The sequence below is a fragment of the Haloechinothrix salitolerans genome (assembly GCF_042662605.1).
GTDB classification, from domain to species: Bacteria; Actinomycetota; Actinomycetes; order Mycobacteriales; family Pseudonocardiaceae; genus Haloechinothrix_A; species Haloechinothrix_A salitolerans.
Window position 1 is genome coordinate 3,864,601 of sequence record NZ_JBHSXX010000001.1, and the last position, 15,536, is coordinate 3,880,136.

Consider the following 15,536-nt stretch of genomic DNA (forward strand, 5'->3'; position numbering starts at 1 on the left):
GCCCATGACCTCCCTGTCTCGTCTGCCGGCCCGCCTGTTGACGGTGTTCGCCTTTATCCTGGTCACGGTCCTTGGTTTCGGTTACATGTGGGTCCAGTCCGGTGGATCGCTGCCTGGCATCACCAAGTCGGACTACCGGGTCGTCTTCTATGCCAAGGACATCAAGAACCTAGAGAACAGCGGCGACGTCCGGATGGCGGGCGTCCGTGTCGGTTCGGTGGCCGACCGCACGAACACGCCGCAGGGTGCTCGAGTCGTGCTTGACCTGTCGCGGGAGGTCGCCCCCCTGCACGAGGGTGCCACCATTCGCGTCGGGATGAAATCGGTCGTCGGGATGTCGCAAGTAGACATCGACGACGGCGACGGCGCCGAGCTGCCGTCGGGCTCGACACTGCCGGCGAAAGCCGTGGAACCCGCAGTCGACATCGACGAGGTCATCGCGACGCTGGATCCCGAGACGCGTAAGGCGCTTTCCGGCACATTACGATCGCTGGGAACGGCGACCAGGGGCAGCAAGGACAACATCAGCAAGCTGCTGTCCGGCATGGGACATCTCGGCAGGGAGGGCCACGTCGCGCTCGACGCCCTCGCGGCCCAGACCGACGACCTCAAAGCCCTGACCAGGCAGGCCAGCACCATCATGCGGGCACTAGACACCGGCAGGGGTCGGATCGCGAATGTTGTCCGCAACACCCAGCGCATCACGCGCGCGACGTCGGGACAGCGCGAGGCACTCGAGAGCACCATGCGGGCGATGCCCGCGCTGCTGGACAACGCGAAGACGGCGACGGCTGATCTCTCCGAACTGTCGCAGTCGCTCGCGCCGGTCGCCGAGGACCTCACCAACGCCGCACCAGCCCTGAACAAGGCGTTGCTGCAACTGCCTGCCGTCAGCCGCGACTTGCGAGACCTGCTTCCCTCGCTGGACAGCGCACTTGACGCGGCACCTGCGACGCTGGAACGCGTACCCGCCGTCGGAGCGGATGCCCGCGCGCTCATCCCGGAGGCCCGGGCACTGCTCAAGGACGTGAACCCGATGCTGGCATACCTCAAGCCCTACGGCACCGACATTGGGGCGTTCTTCCCCAACTTCGGCTCGTCATTCGACCTGCTGATGGACAACGGGGTTCGGGCGGTGCGCCTGACGCCGATCTTCAACCAGGGCAGCCTGCGCAACATCCCGTTCACGGCATTGAGCGAGCTTGATCCGACGACCTGGGCCAACCCGTACCCGAAGCCCGGTTCGGCGGCGTCGCCGGAGCCGTTCACAGGCAAGTACCCACGCGTGGAGCGCGGCGACGGATGAGGCACCGTGTGCGTGGCATCGCCGCCTGGTTTCGGAACCGTATGACGGCCCCGGCGCCACGTTCGGTGCATAGCCGGGTCATCGCCACGACGCTCATCGGAGTGCTGTCCGTGCTCGCCGTTGGTGGACTGCTCCAGGTACGCATCGATACCTCCATGCGGTCGTTCCTGCCCGCAGGCGACCCGGCGTACGAGCAGATGGAAGCGAAGGCGCGCGAGTTCGGCGGCGATCCGGTTGTCGTCCTGCTCGAGTCGGAACAGCCGCGGCAACTCATCCTGGAGCAGGACAAGCTGCTGCGCCTGTTGCGGCTGGAGGGTAAGCTCGACCAGCTGCCGGACGTCGCCGACGTCTACGGTCCGGCGACTATCCTGAACCAGACAGCAGGCTCCGCGCAGAACCTGCTCGCTCGCCTTAGCGGCCACCGCGACGCGCTGCGGAATCTGGCGGTGGAGAACGCCAAGGAGCGCGGAGCCGACGACGCCGAGGCCGAGCAGGCAGGCGGCGATGCGGTCGCCCGGTTCGACGAGCGCTACGGCACGCTTCTCGTCAAAGGCCTGCCCGCGGGCCTTCCCACGCTGCGTAATCCGAAGTTCGTAGCGTCAGTCGTGTTCGGCGACAACAGCGAGCCCCGGCCTCAGTGGCGGGCCGTCGTTCCCGATACCCGGACGGTCGCGGTGCTCGTCCGGCCGCGGGCCAACCTCGACCAGGGTGCGGCGGGCAGACTGACCGACGCCGTTCGTTCGACGGTCGACGACGCCGGCCTCGGCGCCGAGACGACCGTTACCGGTGTCCCGGTCGTTGCTTCCGGGCTTAGTGACCGCGCCCAGCAGGAGATGCCAGTACTCGGCGCCGTCGCGGTAGTTGCGGTCGGGATCGTGTTCGTGGCGCTGCCCTGGAGCCGCCGTAGGCGAGCGCGGTTGCGGCCGTTGGCGGTCGCGCTGGGCGGCACAGCCCTGACACTGGCCGCGTTCGGGTGGCTGCAACACCCGCTCTCGCTCGGGGTCGTTGCGTTCCTGCCGATCCTAATGGGCATCGGCAGCGACTACCCGTTCTACCTCTCGCAGCCGGGACACCGCCGCAGAGTGGTGGTCACAGCGGTCGCCGGCGCCACAGCATTCGCGTCGCTCGCGCTGTCGCCCTTGCCGTTCGTTCGCGAGCTGGGCATCGCCCTCGCGGTCGGGGTTCTGGTGATCCTCGGTCTCGCTCTGGTGGTGCGCCGGATGTTCGGCCCCGTTCCGGGCGCCGACCTTGACAGCAGCGGCGAGGACGCCGCCCCACGGCCGGTGAGACACCGCTGGTGGCCGCGGCTCGTCGCGCTCGGGCTCGCGGTCCTCATCGCGGGGCTGGGGTGGGCGGCCCTGCCGCGGATCGGCATCGAGGCGCGGCCGGACCAGCTCGCCGACGGCCTTCCCGAGCTCGCCGATGTCCGGACCGCAGAGCGGGTGCTCGGGTCGTCGAGCGAGCTGAGTATCGTTCTGCGAGGCGACGACGTACTGTCGACGCAGGCACTGGCGTGGACCCGGCAGACCCAAGAGGCGCTGGTCCGTGAGCACGGTGACCAGCTACACCCGATCGTCAGCATCGCGGACCTGCTGCGCTTCCTCGGCTCTGATCCGTCCGCGTCGCAGCTGTCGGCCGCGATTCGCCTGTTGCCCAGCTACCTCACGTCCGCGGTAGCTGTGCCGGACGGCTCCGCCGCGCTGATGACCTTCGGCGTCGCGCCGAAGGACGTCGATCGACAACGAAAGCTCGTCGAGGACATCCGCCGCACGATGCCACCACCTCCACCGGGCATTGACGCGGAAGTAGTGGGCATTCCCGTGCTGACCTCCCGCGGACTCGACCTCGTCTCTGGCGGGCGAACCCTGATCAATCTTACAGGGATCGCGCTCGTCGGCCTCGTCCTCGCTCTCGGCCTTTCTCGACGCAAGGACGCCGCGTGGGCGGTGCTCACGGTGCTGCTCGCGATCGGGTGGGTGCTCGCGCTGGTCTGGCTGCTTGCCGGGTCGCTCAACCCGCTCACGGTCGCCATCGGGTCGCTAACCACCGCCACGGGATGTGAGTTCGCGGTCATGATGACCGGGCGGGGACGCTCCGCGGCCGGTGCGTGGCGCAGGGTCGGCATCGCCGCGCTGGCGGCTACGGCCGGCTACCTCGTGCTCGCGCTATCCGGACTTGCGCTGCTACGGGAGTTCGGCGTGCTGCTCGCCGCCGGCGTTGTGTGCTCCTACCTCGCAGCGCTGCTCGTGACCGGGTTACGCGCACCGCGACAGGACGACGACTGTGATGAATCCCCGACAAGGGTGCCCGCAACAAAGAAGGAAGTGACGGCGTGAGAAGGCCGAATCTCGCCGCAGTGGCCCGGTGGCCGGACATGACTCCTCGTGCCCGCGCCGCGGTGGCCACGATGATCGCCGCTACCGTGACACTACTGGCTTCGCTTGTCCACATTGGAATCGACTGGGCTACCGCCCTGCCGGACGATGCGGTACTACAGCTAGACGACACGGTCGTGACAGAGGACGAGTTCGAGCACCGCGTCGACGCGCTCTCCGCACTGTACGGCGTAAAGCGGCCGGAAGGCGGTGCCGAAGCAGACCGGTTCCGGCGAGACGCCGCGAAGGCTATCGCGGTGAGCATGATCCTCGACCGAGCCGCCAGCCAACGCGACGTCGTCATCGCCGACAAAGCGGCTCAGGATGCCCTGGGCAAGATCATCGAGGACCAGCTGAATGACAACAGGTCCGGTTTCGTGCAGTTCCTGTCCACCCAGGGGCTAGCGGAGCGGGACGTACTGGATGAGGTCAAGCGACAGCTTGCGACGTCGAGACTGTTCTCCGAGGTCACATCCGACTTGGGGGAGGTGACCGACAAGGAAGTTCGCCAAACGTTTGAGAAGCGGCGCGACGAGATGGTCGTGCCCGAACGGCGACACCTGCGCAACATCGTTGTCGACACCCGCGAGAAGGCCAGCGACATCCTTGCTGAACTTGACAGTGGTGCTGACTTCGCCGTGCTCGCTGCTGAAAGCTCGATGGACGGCAGCACCAGGGACAAGGGCGGAGATCTCGGGACCCTCGCCGCCGACCAACTCGACAAGGGCTTCGCCAAAGCCGCTTTCGGCGCGTCGGAGGGTTCGACGTTCGGCCCGGTCAAGACCAAGCACGGATGGAACGTCGGCTACGTCCAGTCGGTCAAGACGGAGCAGCAGCTCTCCTTCGAGCAGGTGTCCGATCGACTCAAGACCGAGCTCACCCAACAGCGAAAGCTGGAGAAATGGCGGTCCTGGCTCGGCGATCTGATTGAGGCCGCCGAGGTCGAGTATGTGGACGAGTACCGGCCGGCGGACCCGGACGCTCCCCCGGAGACAACCCAGCCGGCGGGAGCGCCGCGCTAGTGGTGCAGCCGTCAGGGAGGATCAGATCGACAGCGCCGATGGAGATGCCGCATGACCTACGTGGTGACCCAGAACAGCTGCAGCGCCGTGGCGAGCACGTTCGTCAGCGTGGGGGTCAGGGTGTCCAGTGCGGGGTCGTTGCCGGTGGCAGCTGCGGTGTGGTTGATCTCGGCCAGCCGGTTATCGGCGACCGCACGCCGCGTCGAGGGCAGGTACAGACACCGCAGCGCGGCGATCAGGTGTTCGGCAGCGCTGCGGCCGCCGCGGGCGTTGCGGCGGAACACGACATGCGTGCGGACGTGCTCGGCCAACAGTTTGATCTCCGACGCTGTGGGCTCATCGAGCCGCCGGTGGCCCCAATGCTGCTGGATGCGACCCCAGTACGACCAGTACACGCGGCGGGTGCCAGCCGAGCGACCTGCGGAATGTACGCGGCGAAGGCCGGTATGTGGCGACGCCGCGATGTGGCGCCGAGCAGGTCGGCTGGTGTGACGCCCATTCCGCTCCAACACGAGGCGCGCCGCGTCTAGCTCCGCGGCACCTGGGCTGTGGTGAGCGCAACTCACGCTCGATCACCGCCGCCGTGGCGGCGTGCCAGTGCCGTGACCATCGCCTCGAGCGCACCCATCGTGTAGATCACCAGCATGCCCTGCGCTGGTGTCGCGGCCAGCAGGACCCGGCCAGCCGACATGCCGTTTGCAGGACGTGTTCTGCCGCGGCCAGAAACGGGGTTGGGACCAGGGGACGACCACCGGCACGAACGTCTCAACCACGGCCGTCACCCCGCTTGCGCGGAGCTGGCCGCACAACGCGACACGGCGGCGGGCGCTGTGCGCCACGCCGTCGCGTCAACCGGAAAACGCTGGAAGATACGGGAATAGACTTCACCCACCGGTGTCCGAGGGGGGACTTGCACACTAACCACACGGCTGCACCTGGCGTGGGCAACCTCGGAGCGACGCGGTTGACATTTTTGTGCATGCTCGTGACACTTTGATGCATGAGGACCACGATCCGGCTGGATGATGACCTACTTGCCGAGGCGAAGGCGGTAGCGGCACGGACCCATCGCAGCCTCAACGACGTGATCGCGGATGCCGTGCGCGAGTCGTTGGCCAGGGTGCGGCAGCGGCAGGCGAGTCCGGTTTCGTTGACGACGTTCCGGGGCAATGGGCTCCAGCCCGGAGTTGACCTCGACGACTCGTCAGCATTGCAAGATCTCATGGACGAGTCCGAATGATTTGCCTCGATGTCAACGTCTTGGTTTATGCTCATCGAGAGGATGCGCCGAGGCACGCCGAGTATCGATCATGGTTGGAGTCCGGCCTCAACGGCGATGAGCTGTTCGGTGTGACCAGCCTGGTGCTCACCGGTTTCGTGCGTGTGGTGACCCATCCGCGGATATTCGATCCGCCAAGCCCGCTCGACGTGGCGCTGACGTTCGCCGACGAGATCCGCGGCCACGACAACTGCATCGCCCTGGAGCCAGGCGAGCGACACTGGGAGCTGTTCAAGGCGCTCTGCCGCAAGAGCGATGCGCGCGGGAACTTGGTGACCGACGCGCACATCGCGGCCGTCGCGCGGGAGTCGGGCGCAGTGCTCGCTACCACGGATAAGGACTTCAGCAGGTTCGATGGCCTCCGCCGGGCGCACCCACTCGCTGAAGGATGAGACCACTGCCCGCCGTTGAGACGGGTACGAAGCGAGATGCGCTCCCGAACCTCCGTTCGTTCGTACGCGATAATTGTCGACTCACTCGGCAACGTCGGCGAGGCACTCAACGACGCGGAACCCGAAAAAGCTGAACGAAGCGTTACGGCTGGAAATGACCTATTTAACGCTGCGCGGTGGGCCAGGTGCTCGGCAAAGTCGTTGATCGGAGGATGTGAGAAGTGCTCGGCGGCGCCACGCTCGGCGCACATGTCCGGGATGCGCGATTGTCTCGGCGCTGAACGAGAACCAGCGTCAGTCCGCGCTCGTGCGACGCGCCTGCCTCGAAGACGTCTACATGCGACTGACCGGCAAGCGACTTCAACCGGCGGCCGCGGCGGAGCTGACGAGCACGTGACCTTCAGCGCTGTCTTTGCGTTCGAGGCGAAGCTGGCGAGGTACGCGAACACGTGGCGCTCCGGCGTGTTGGCGTCGACAGTCGTGCCGGTCTTGTAGCTGTTGGCGTTCGGGTCCGCGCTGGACCGTCGTGGTCGACGACGTCGGCCTATTCATGCACGATGACGCCTGGATCGCCCCGCTGGGCAGCACCACGACCGCGTGCAACGCGAACGGACACCCGCTGGTCGTCGCGCCGAAGGACGCTCGGGTCAGTGTGAAACCTCCCGACGTACCGTCCCAGTTCGCGTTTGAGTCGGGTGCCATCCGACTCGGGGACCTGGTCGGCGACCCTGGACCAGGGCGCGCCCTTGAGCATGTCGATGAAGATGTAGTCGCTGTCGGGAGCCACTTCGAACCGTCACTCCGGGCCAGCTCAGGTTGACACGGTCACTCTCCGCTCTGACTAGGGCCCGAGGTGTCATTCCATGTCAGTTGACGGCACAATATGTGCTGTCCTGGATGGTTGATCGACGCCCGTCCACCATGCGTTGCGCAAGTTGCTGGTTTCGTTTGAGTCTTCTCGCTGCATCAGTGACACCGATCAGGCCAACTTCGCGCGATAAGAAGCAGCGCGCTTCTGTAGGTCCGCAAGCGTGAGGGCGCCGATGATCGACCACATGGTCCGTGCGGTCGCCGTCTTCGTGGTCCGTCGTACCCAGGACTCGAACGTCAGGGAGTCGAGCTCGGCGGCCTTCGAGGTGTGCAGCTCGTCGTTTTGGGGAGCGGCGTTGGCCAACCGGTCGAGTCGCATCAGCGACTGAGCGAAATCGCCAGACCCGAGCGGATCGCTTGCCCACGGCATATAGCTAGCGAAGCGCAGCACCCGGCCTTTGCGCTCGAAGACGTGCTTGCCGTGCTGGTGGTGCGGCCAAGTGGGCACGTCGAGTTCCTTGCCCAGAGCGATCAGCCGCTTGTACTGCGGCCCGACCAACTGGCCGCCTTCCTCCACGACGCGGCCCGTCTTGAGTCGGGGCTGCTTGGTCCGGCCCCCACGCGGTCGCGGGCCTCAAGCACTCGCAGCGAGGTGAGCCCCGCCTGCCGCAAACGACGCGCAGCAACCAGCCCAGACAAGCCCGCGCCAACCACGATGACGTCGAGGACTTCTTCGTTCTCCATGCTGTCCTCCCTGTGACTGACGGCAAGTCAGGCCTGCTGCGCCTCAAGGAGCTGCTGCTCCAGCGCGGCCGCATCGAAGCAGTAGACGTCTCGAATGATCGCGAGCGAACCCGGGGCGAAGGTGCTGAACGCCGTCGCCATCCAGCGCAGGCGCTTGCCGGTGGTAGCCCCAGCTGGCCCGTTCAGCGTCCCGGTCAGCTCATAGACCACCCCGATGGTGTCGCCGTCGACGTGCGCGGCCGCGACGCGAGGGGAATAGTCGGGGAACATCGCGTACATCTGGTCGAGGAAACCGATCAGGCTGTCCTTGCCGCCCTGCTCGCCAGTCGTGCCGTCAACGAAGACACAGCCGTCGTCGAAGTAGCCCAGAACCCGATCGACGTCGTGAGCGGTGACTGCCGAGCAGACGTTTCTGATCGTGTCCACGTATGGATCGGCAACAGATTCGATGCTTGACATGGTGCGTTCGCTTCTAGATAGGGGCTGGAGGTTCACGGCCAAGGACTGTGTCCTACCTTCCCCATCTCGATGGGGCGGGTACTACTGCAGGACCCACTCGTCGCATGCTCGACCTGGTGCACTGTTCACCACGCCCGGCTACATCCTGGATCGACTCGACGGGTTCGATGCCCGGCGCAGCCCATGCTCAGGCGCCGATGAAGTCACTGACCACCTCGACGACGTCCTGGCGTTCGGTCGTCCCCTGGTCGGCGAACTCGGCCAGCAGCTGGAAGAACGCCGCTGGGTCGATGGCGCCTTCGGGGCCATGCACGCCAGGAGCGGTGACCTCGCCGCGCGCGGCCATCAGCGCGCCCACGGCAAGCGGGATGCCGGTCATGGTGCCCATGCTCGCGTTCGGGACCGCCAGCGGCCGGGCACCGACGCGCACCGGCCTGCCGTCCTTGATGCCCTCGGCGAGCCCGAACAGCACCGGTAGGTTGGGAGCGGTGCCCGCGGCCCGGCCCATGGTGTTCGGCTCCGCAACCAGTGCGTTGGCCGCCTCGGGCACGGTGAGCTCGCCGGACCGGACCCGTCCCGCGGTCTTGATTAGGGCCTCCATCAGGAGCGGACGAGAGCTCATGACGTTGAGTGACTCCTTGAGCTCGGGTCGAACTCGACCCAGGGTCAGGGGCTCGGGGTGCCCACAGACCCACACCGACTCCTCGCCCCAGCCGGGGTAGGCGAGCCGGCGCTCCTCGAGCGGCTCCGCGTCGGCTAGCTTGCCGCCACGCCACACCTTGATGGTCGCGGCAAGGTTGTGCACCCAATGCACCACGGCGGCCGTGGCCTCGGGCGGGGTGGTGCCCTCCGGCACCGGCGGGTAGCCGTTGGCCCGCCAGCAGGTGTAGGCCCGCTCGACGGTGTCGCAGCCGCTCATCGCGAGCGCTGCGAGGAGGTTGCTGATGCCCGGGCTGGCGCCTAGGCCGATGACCGCGGTGACACCGGCGGCCCGGGCCGCGTCGTCGAGCTGGAGCATGTCAAGGGTCGGCTCCCAGTCGTCGCAGATGTCGAGGTAGGTGGTGCCGGCCTCGATCGCGGCGTTCAGGACGTGCTTGCCGAACAGGTAGAACGGCCCGGCGGTGTTGAGCACGATGTCGGCTTTACCGAGAGCCTCCTTGAGGCTGCCAGAGTCGGTGAGGTCCAGTTGGAGCGGCGTCGCCTTGACACCCAGCGTGGCGGCGAGCTCCCGTGCTCGGTCGATGTCGCGGTCGGCGATGATCACCTCGGCAATCTCGTCGGCCCCGGCCAGGACGCCACAGGTGTGGGTGCCCATCTCGCCGGCGCCGCCGATGACCAGGACGCGCTGCGGTGCAGGGCCCGTGGTACGGGTCTGGGTGGTCCTCATGTGTCTCCTTAGGTGCTTTGCGTGGTGAAGGCCGTAGCCGTCATGGGATGAGGGGGGATCCGGCTCCGGTCAACGTGGCCATGTCGTGCTCCAGCGCCGTGCGCTCGGGGATCGTCAGGGGACGCGATCGGCGGGCGGTGGTGTCCCAAGCGACGAGCGTGACCACCGAGGTGTTGCAGACGCGCTCGTCCGGGTCGAGGAGCGCCTCCTCCAGCCGCAGGCTCGACCGGCCGACGTGAAGCGGGCGGATCAGTACCTGAAGTGGCTCGGTGGTCTCCCGGATCTCGGCGAGGTACTCCATGCGGTGCGACGCGACGACATATGCCGGCCGTGGCGTGGCCCAGCGTTCGGCGAGGTATCGCACCCGGCCCTCTTCGAAGGCCTTGGGGTAGATCGCCGCCGTCAGATGTCCGAGGTAGTCGAAGTCGTAGGACCACGGGTGAATCCGTGCACGCCAAAACCCGTTGATCTCGCGAGGCACCAGCCGGTGAGTCACCTGGTTGCTGGTCGAGCCCTGACCCATGGGTTCTCCTTCGGACGAGATGCGGCGGTGATGGGCGCGGTCATCGATATGTAACAGGACAACGGCGGTCGCGTCCGGTGCACACTGCACCACCCTCGGCGGCAGTACGCCTCACTTGGTCGAGAGTCCGATCACTGGGTGCAGACCGCTACGCAGGCGCTGAGGGTTCAGATGCGCGCCCGCGTAGCGGCGTAGCAATCTCCCGCGGCGCGTCCTTCTCCAGCTCGGCGTCAGCCAGCAGCCGCTTGAGCCGGGCGTCCTCCGTCTCCAACTCCTTCAGCCGGATGGCGTTCTCGGCTTTCAGGCCCCGAACTGGTTGCGCCACCTCAAGTAGGACTGCTCCGACACACCTCCAGGCCTCTACGCATCACATTACTCAATCGTGAGCTGCGGTCCGCTCAGTCTCGAGTTTTGAATCCGACCTGTCAGGCAAGTAAACCACGTTGGTCCCAGGGAGAAATAGATTCCCGCCACGCAAGACTAGCGGCACGACGAACACTGCAATGAGTGCTACTCCACCCGCGAAGTAACCGACGGCGATCAAGTCAATGATGCCAATCTGAGCAAGCCCCAAGCACACGACCAATACCCCGACCGTGACTCCGCCTCGGGCCCGCCCCGACAGCGGCTGGCGGCCGAAATCTCGTAGGTTCTGGTCAACGCGCACCAGAACAGCATGGGTCAGCCCGACAGCGGTGGCGATCAAGGTCCATCCCACCAGAATTCCGTAGACGACAACCACCCAATTCCCCTGACCTTGAAGCATCTGCAGCCACGGGACTGGAGCATCGAAAACATCTTCCTGTGGATAGAATCCAATCAGCGAGAAGTAGGTGAGGAACCAAAGCAGGGCGAAGAACCCGCTCGTCAGTCCGGCTGCCGCAACCGCCTCGCGCCGGGAGCGCAGATGTCGAACCGTGATAAGTGTTGCGGGAAAGACTACCGTCGCCAAGCCAGCGTAGACGAGGCCCGTCAACGCCGCGCTCCAGATACTGGCGTCCGGCTGGAGTTCATGGTTGCCGGAGTTAAGGATGTTCACGACTTGGCCCCAGTTCCCCGGGATCACAAGAAGGCCGAACAACACGTAACCGAATATCAGCAATGTTGAATTGATGCCGTTGAATCGCTCGATAAATTGCGTGCCACTGAATACGACAAGTCCGGTCGCGACGACTACCAGACCCACGCCGATCCAGTGGTTGAGCCCAAGCGTCACCTCGAGGATGCTTCCCGAGCCCGAAGCCAGCACCCCAAGGATGATGAGAGCCAGGAAGACGTAGACGACATCGAAGAGCCAATAGAATCTACCGATCAAATGCCGCAGCATGCTGCGGTAGTCAAAAAGTTGATGCCTGCGAGCCATTTCATAGAAGATGTAGCCGATCAGAGCAAAGGCGACTATCACTGAGACGCCCGTTCCCCAGCCAAGCGCACCGTAAGCTGCTCCAAACTCGATGACCTCCCGGCCGGTGGCGAACGCGCCGCCAACCCCGACGGCCACGAACGTCAGCGCCGGAACTAGGGCCCTGCTCAGGCCGCTAGACGACTTCCTGCCGGTTATCGATGCACGACCCATGGGTTGCTCCTTCGGACAAGATGCGGCGGCGATGGGCGCGGGCATCGATTTGTAGCAAGGCAACGGCGGCCGCGTCCGGTGCACACTGCACCACTCTCGGCGGCGGTACGCCTCATTTGGTCGTGGCGGCTGGCGATGCCGGTGTTGAACCATCGAGCAACTGCAGGTGTCCACCCTCGTCGAAGGGAATCAGCGTGAGCGTCGCCCTGCGCCACTGCCCAGATCGCCTGGTCTTCGACCGGGTCGGGCCGGTTGACGATCTCATTCGTGCGGCGAGGCAGGACCCGAGTCGTGCGATCTTGCGTACCCGTGATCACGAGGTGACGGTCGGCGAGCTCGTTCGGCAGGCCCGGGAGGCGGCCGGGGTGCTGCGACGCCGAGGCGTCCATCCGGGGGATCGTGTCGGGCTGTTGTGCGGCAGCTCGTTCGAGCGTGTGGCCTGGATGTTCGGCATCTGGTGGGCCGGCGCAATCGAGGTGTCCATCAACACCGAGCTCCGTGGCCCGATGATGGCGCACGTCTTGACGGATTCCGACCCTGGTCTGGTCGTCTGTCAGCGATCCCTGGTCGGGCGGGTCGATGAGACGAGCGCTATTGACGTCCTGGTCATCGAGGACGTCGCGCCGGAACCCGTGGCGCCCGCGTTGTTCGAGGAACTCGATGCGATTCAGGTGTCGTTCCAGCCAGAGGACCTCGCAACAATTCTCTATACGTCGGGCACCACCGGACCGTCCAAAGGCGTGATGCTCCCGCGTGCCTACTTTTCGAACCTGGCCGAGATCTGGGCGGCCGCGATGGAGTTCGACGAAGGCGACGTTGGCTACTTCCCGCTACCGTTCTTCCACGTCGACGCGCACGTCCTCATCACGGCCGCTATCCAGACCGGCAGTGTGCTGGCCTTCCGAGAGCGCTTCAGCGTGTCGGGGTTCTTCGACGACATCCGGCACTTCGGTGCGACCTGGGCGCTCGGCGTCGGCTCGATGCTGTCGATGCTGGCTCAGGGGGACCTGCCGGAGCCGGGCTCGCTCCCGCTCACCCGCATGCTCTGCGCACCGGTGCCCGATATCGCGTACGAGGTTTTCGAGGATCGACTGGGCATCCCGATCCTGACTTTGTTCGGGCAAACCGAGTGCGACGCGATCGCGATGGGCGGCGATGGTGCACGACGTCGGGGCTCTGCCGGTCGGCCTCATCCTGCGATCGACCTACGTATCGTTGACGATCGGGACCGCGACCTGCCGGTCGGACAGACAGGTGAGATCGTCTTCCGGCCGATGCGCCCGCACCTGTGCGCCCTCGGGTACTGGCGGCGGCCGGACGCGACAGTCACTGCGTGGCGAAACCTGTGGTTCCACACCGGCGATTCGGGCCATCTCGATGAGGACGGCTACCTCTACTTCGACGGCCGGCGCACCGATAGCTTCCGTCGTTGCGGGGAGAACATCTCCGCCTGGGAGCTCGAGCGCACGATGTCCTCGGCCGAGGGTGTGCGGGAGTGCATCGCTGTCGCTGTGCCGGATGAGCATGGAGGCGAGGACGAGCTCAAGGTCTTCGTGATTCCCGAGGACGGGCGCGATGTGGATCCGGCCGAGTTCATTGCCTACTGCCGCAGCGTGCTGCCTGGCTTTGCCGTCCCACGCTATGTGGCAGTAACCGATGGCGGCGAGTTCGTGCGAAGCCCGGGTACAGGCGTCGTGCAAAAGCACTTGCTCTCACGCGATATCGATCCCGACTACGTCTATGAGGTGGAGCGATGACCGAGAACAGACCCGCCGAGCGGGATTCTTCGGGGGAGCCGGGCCGATCGACAGTGGGCTTCTCCTGGGAGGCCGAACTGCGGCAGTTCGACGTGCGCCGCGAGCGCGCCCGCAAGTTGGGTGGCGAACGGCGCGTTAACCGTCAGCGGGAGCAGGGCCGCTACACGATCCGAGAGCGGATCGAGAAGATCGCCGAGTCGTTCAGCGAGATCGGCGAGTTCGCGGTCTACCACGAGTACGACGCCCTCGGAAACAAGCTCGGCACCCTGCCGTCCAGCTATGTCTGCGGTCTGGCGAAGGTCGACGGGCGCTACGTGGCACTCGGCGGCGAGGACTTCACCGTGCGCGGCGGAGCGCCCCAGACCTACCTTGACCGGATGAAGGGCGGGACCGGCGGCTTCATCGACGACCTGGCCCACGACTACAAGATCCCGCTGATGCTCTTTGTCGAGGGTGTCGGCGGCGACGTCGCGGGCCAGGAGGAGAAAGGCCACGCCTACCTCAACAACTCCATCAGCTGGAACCGCTGCTTCGAAGTGCTCTCCGAGGTGCCGGTGCTGAGCATGGTCAGCGGAGTCGCGGTCGGAGCCGCATCGGCACGCGCACTTGCCAGCCACTTCTCGGTGATCACCAAGGACAGCGTCCTCATCACCGGTGGCCCGCCCCTGGTTCGACGGGCACTCGGGATCGAGATCGACAAGTTCGACCTCGGCGGCGCGAAGCTGGTCACGAGCATCGGCGCGGTCGACAACCTTGCCGAGGACGAGGACGACGCGATGAACCAGATGCGGAGGGTGCTGAGCTACCTCCCGCAGAATGCCTGGCAGTTGCCGGAGCGCGCACCGTGCACGGATCCCGTCACCCGCCGCGCGCCGGAACTGCTCGAAATCATCCCGGAGAACCGTCGCCAGGCCTACCGCGCTTCGCGGGTCATCCAAGCAGTGGTCGACCAAGACTCGTTCTTCGAGATCGGCTCGCGCTGGGGCAAGAGCCTGACCACCGGCCTGGCTCGGATCGACGGCATCCCGATCGGCGTCTTGGCTAACAACCCGCAGAGCCTGGGCGGCGCGATGGACGCGGCAGCCTGTGACAAGCAGGTGCGGCTCATCAGTCTCTGCAACACCTTCCACCTGCCGATCCTCTACTTCGTCGACGTCCCCGGTTTCATGGTGGGTCCGCAGGCGGAGAAGGACAACACCCTGCGCTGGGGACTGAAAGCGATGGAATCGATCATCTCGGCGACCGTTCCCGTCGTCACCATCCAGGTGCGCAAGTCCTATGGGCTTGCGGTCTCGGCGACGTCCAACCCGGAGAAGCTCGGGCTGCGCCTGGCGTGGCCCAGCGGCGAGTGGGGAGATCTGCCCATCGAGGGAGGCGTGGAGGCAGCGTATCGACGTGAGATCGAGGCCTCGGAGAACCCCGAGCAGCTGCGTGCGGAGATCGAAGCCCGGATGGGTGCCCTGGTCGATCCTTGGCGGACGGCCGAGGCCTTCGGCGTGGAGCACATGATCGACCCGCGGGCGACCAGAGAGATCGTGGCCACGTTCTTCGAGGCCAGTCTCGGATCGATGTCGGCCGGCGGCAACCTGCCGCGACCGGACTGGCGCGGCCGCTCCTGAACACAGCGCCCGCCTCGGCCCGACTGGTGGCGCAGACCCAACTGGCAATTTGAGATATGGAGACGACCAACGTGAGTGAAATCCTGGCGGACTGCGTCGGCACGGTCTGGAAGGTGCTCTCCGCTCCCGGAGACCGGGTCAGCGAGGGCGACGTCCTGATCATCCTCGAGTCGATGAAGATGGAAATCCCCATCGAGGCAGAAGAGGACGGCGTCGTCGTCTCCGTCCACGTCGCCGAGGGCGCCCAAGTCGACGATGGCGACCTCCTCGTGAGGATGGGGGAGTAG

15 protein-coding genes and 2 pseudogenes are annotated in these 15,536 nt (G+C 65.9%); 8 read left to right on the plus strand and 9 right to left on the minus strand.

Annotated features, from left to right (window positions below):
• The first annotated feature begins 4 nt into the window (after nucleotides 1-4).
• The 3 genes from ACFQGD_RS18320 to ACFQGD_RS18330 are packed head-to-tail and all read left to right on the plus strand — an operon-like array spanning nucleotide 5 to nucleotide 4,703.
• Nucleotides 5-1,306, plus strand: a complete 1,302-nt coding sequence (locus ACFQGD_RS18320; RefSeq protein ID WP_345393507.1) for an MlaD family protein — start codon at nucleotides 5-7, stop codon at nucleotides 1,304-1,306.
• Between the two features lie 41 nt (nucleotides 1,307-1,347).
• Nucleotides 1,348-3,642 carry an MMPL family transporter gene (locus ACFQGD_RS18325; protein WP_345393504.1) on the plus strand — a complete coding sequence of 765 codons (2,295 nt, stop codon included), beginning with the start codon at nucleotides 1,348-1,350 and terminating at the stop codon, nucleotides 3,640-3,642.
• Nucleotides 3,639-4,703 (plus strand): peptidyl-prolyl cis-trans isomerase, encoded by a 1,065-nt coding sequence (locus ACFQGD_RS18330; protein WP_345393501.1) that lies wholly within the window; start codon nucleotides 3,639-3,641, stop codon nucleotides 4,701-4,703. Before ACFQGD_RS18325 ends, ACFQGD_RS18330 begins: the two co-directional genes overlap by 4 nt.
• Before the next feature lie 56 nt (nucleotides 4,704-4,759).
• Here ACFQGD_RS18330 and ACFQGD_RS18335 read toward each other — a convergent pair whose 3' ends face one another.
• Nucleotides 4,760-5,098, minus strand: a complete 339-nt coding sequence (locus ACFQGD_RS18335) for a hypothetical protein (RefSeq protein WP_345393498.1) — start codon at nucleotides 5,096-5,098, stop codon at nucleotides 4,760-4,762.
• Nucleotides 5,099-5,265: 167 nt separating this feature from the next.
• Nucleotides 5,266-5,394: a hypothetical protein gene (locus ACFQGD_RS18340; protein ID WP_345393495.1), complete on the minus strand. Its 129-nt coding sequence runs from the start codon at nucleotides 5,392-5,394 to the stop codon at nucleotides 5,266-5,268.
• A gap of 309 nt (nucleotides 5,395-5,703) precedes the next feature.
• Here ACFQGD_RS18340 and ACFQGD_RS18345 point away from each other — a divergent pair, with 309 nt between their 5' ends.
• Both ACFQGD_RS18345 and ACFQGD_RS18350 read left to right on the plus strand, forming a co-directional pair.
• Nucleotides 5,704-5,943 carry a CopG family ribbon-helix-helix protein gene (locus tag ACFQGD_RS18345; protein WP_345393492.1) on the plus strand — a complete coding sequence of 80 codons (240 nt, stop codon included), beginning with the start codon at nucleotides 5,704-5,706 and terminating at the stop codon, nucleotides 5,941-5,943.
• Nucleotides 5,940-6,374 (plus strand): type II toxin-antitoxin system VapC family toxin, encoded by a 435-nt coding sequence (locus ACFQGD_RS18350; RefSeq protein WP_345393489.1) that lies wholly within the window; start codon nucleotides 5,940-5,942, stop codon nucleotides 6,372-6,374. Before ACFQGD_RS18345 ends, ACFQGD_RS18350 begins: the two co-directional genes overlap by 4 nt.
• 979 nt (nucleotides 6,375-7,353) lie before the next feature.
• On the opposite strand, the pseudogene ACFQGD_RS18355 reads toward ACFQGD_RS18350, so the two are convergent.
• From ACFQGD_RS18355 to ACFQGD_RS18385, 7 genes and pseudogenes are all read right to left on the minus strand, one after another.
• Nucleotides 7,354-7,785, minus strand: a pseudogene (locus ACFQGD_RS18355) (FAD-dependent oxidoreductase); the annotation flags it as partial.
• Nucleotides 7,716-7,928 carry an FAD-dependent oxidoreductase gene (locus tag ACFQGD_RS18360; protein WP_345393482.1) on the minus strand — a complete coding sequence of 71 codons (213 nt, stop codon included), beginning with the start codon at nucleotides 7,926-7,928 and terminating at the stop codon, nucleotides 7,716-7,718. The gene ACFQGD_RS18360 and the pseudogene ACFQGD_RS18355, both read right to left, overlap by 70 nt.
• 27 nt (nucleotides 7,929-7,955) lie before the next feature.
• Nucleotides 7,956-8,354 carry an ester cyclase gene (locus ACFQGD_RS18365; RefSeq protein WP_345393479.1) on the minus strand — a complete coding sequence of 133 codons (399 nt, stop codon included), beginning with the start codon at nucleotides 8,352-8,354 and terminating at the stop codon, nucleotides 7,956-7,958.
• Between the two features lie 220 nt (nucleotides 8,355-8,574).
• Entirely contained in the window at nucleotides 8,575-9,774 is a 1,200-nt protein-coding gene (locus ACFQGD_RS18370; RefSeq protein WP_345393476.1) for a saccharopine dehydrogenase family protein, read from the minus strand.
• Nucleotides 9,775-9,814: 40 nt separating this feature from the next.
• Nucleotides 9,815-10,297, minus strand: a complete 483-nt coding sequence (locus ACFQGD_RS18375) for an acyl-CoA thioesterase (RefSeq protein WP_345393473.1) — start codon at nucleotides 10,295-10,297, stop codon at nucleotides 9,815-9,817.
• A 193-nt stretch (nucleotides 10,298-10,490) separates the two neighbouring features.
• Nucleotides 10,491-10,648 (minus strand): annotated as a pseudogene (locus ACFQGD_RS18380) (transposase); the annotation flags it as partial.
• A 25-nt stretch (nucleotides 10,649-10,673) separates the two neighbouring features.
• A complete protein-coding gene (locus tag ACFQGD_RS18385) occupies nucleotides 10,674-11,873 on the minus strand; it encodes a YkvI family membrane protein (protein WP_345393470.1) in 1,200 nt (399 codons plus the stop codon).
• 194 nt (nucleotides 11,874-12,067) lie between these two features.
• Between ACFQGD_RS18385 and ACFQGD_RS18390 the strand changes: the two genes are divergently transcribed.
• The 3 genes from ACFQGD_RS18390 (at nucleotide 12,068) to ACFQGD_RS18400 (ending at nucleotide 15,536) form a co-directional block, all read left to right on the plus strand.
• Nucleotides 12,068-13,630 (plus strand): AMP-binding protein, encoded by a 1,563-nt coding sequence (locus ACFQGD_RS18390; protein WP_345393467.1) that lies wholly within the window; start codon nucleotides 12,068-12,070, stop codon nucleotides 13,628-13,630.
• On the plus strand, nucleotides 13,627-15,249 hold the full coding sequence (locus ACFQGD_RS18395; RefSeq protein WP_345393464.1) for an acyl-CoA carboxylase subunit beta: 1,623 nt from the start codon (nucleotides 13,627-13,629) through the stop codon (nucleotides 15,247-15,249). Before ACFQGD_RS18390 ends, ACFQGD_RS18395 begins: the two co-directional genes overlap by 4 nt.
• A 71-nt stretch (nucleotides 15,250-15,320) precedes the next feature.
• A complete protein-coding gene (locus ACFQGD_RS18400; protein WP_345393461.1) occupies nucleotides 15,321-15,536 on the plus strand; it encodes a biotin/lipoyl-binding carrier protein in 216 nt (71 codons plus the stop codon).

Coding starts and splice junctions, on each gene's coding strand:
- ACFQGD_RS18350 (WP_345393489.1), top strand. CDS start 5,940: ATGATTTGCCTCGATGTCAACGTCTTGGTTTATGCTCATCGAGAGGAT.
- ACFQGD_RS18325 (WP_345393504.1), top strand. CDS start 1,348: ATGACGGCCCCGGCGCCACGTTCGGTGCATAGCCGGGTCATCGCCACG.
- ACFQGD_RS18385 (WP_345393470.1), bottom strand. CDS start 11,873: ATGGGTCGTGCATCGATAACCGGCAGGAAGTCGTCTAGCGGCCTGAGC.
- ACFQGD_RS18370 (WP_345393476.1), bottom strand. CDS start 9,774: ATGAGGACCACCCAGACCCGTACCACGGGCCCTGCACCGCAGCGCGTC.
- ACFQGD_RS18320 (WP_345393507.1), top strand. CDS start 5: ATGACCTCCCTGTCTCGTCTGCCGGCCCGCCTGTTGACGGTGTTCGCC.
- ACFQGD_RS18340 (WP_345393495.1), bottom strand. CDS start 5,394: ATGTCGGCTGGCCGGGTCCTGCTGGCCGCGACACCAGCGCAGGGCATG.
- ACFQGD_RS18395 (WP_345393464.1), top strand. CDS start 13,627: ATGACCGAGAACAGACCCGCCGAGCGGGATTCTTCGGGGGAGCCGGGC.
- ACFQGD_RS18360 (WP_345393482.1), bottom strand. CDS start 7,928: ATGGAGAACGAAGAAGTCCTCGACGTCATCGTGGTTGGCGCGGGCTTG.
- ACFQGD_RS18345 (WP_345393492.1), top strand. CDS start 5,704: ATGAGGACCACGATCCGGCTGGATGATGACCTACTTGCCGAGGCGAAG.
- ACFQGD_RS18375 (WP_345393473.1), bottom strand. CDS start 10,297: ATGGGTCAGGGCTCGACCAGCAACCAGGTGACTCACCGGCTGGTGCCT.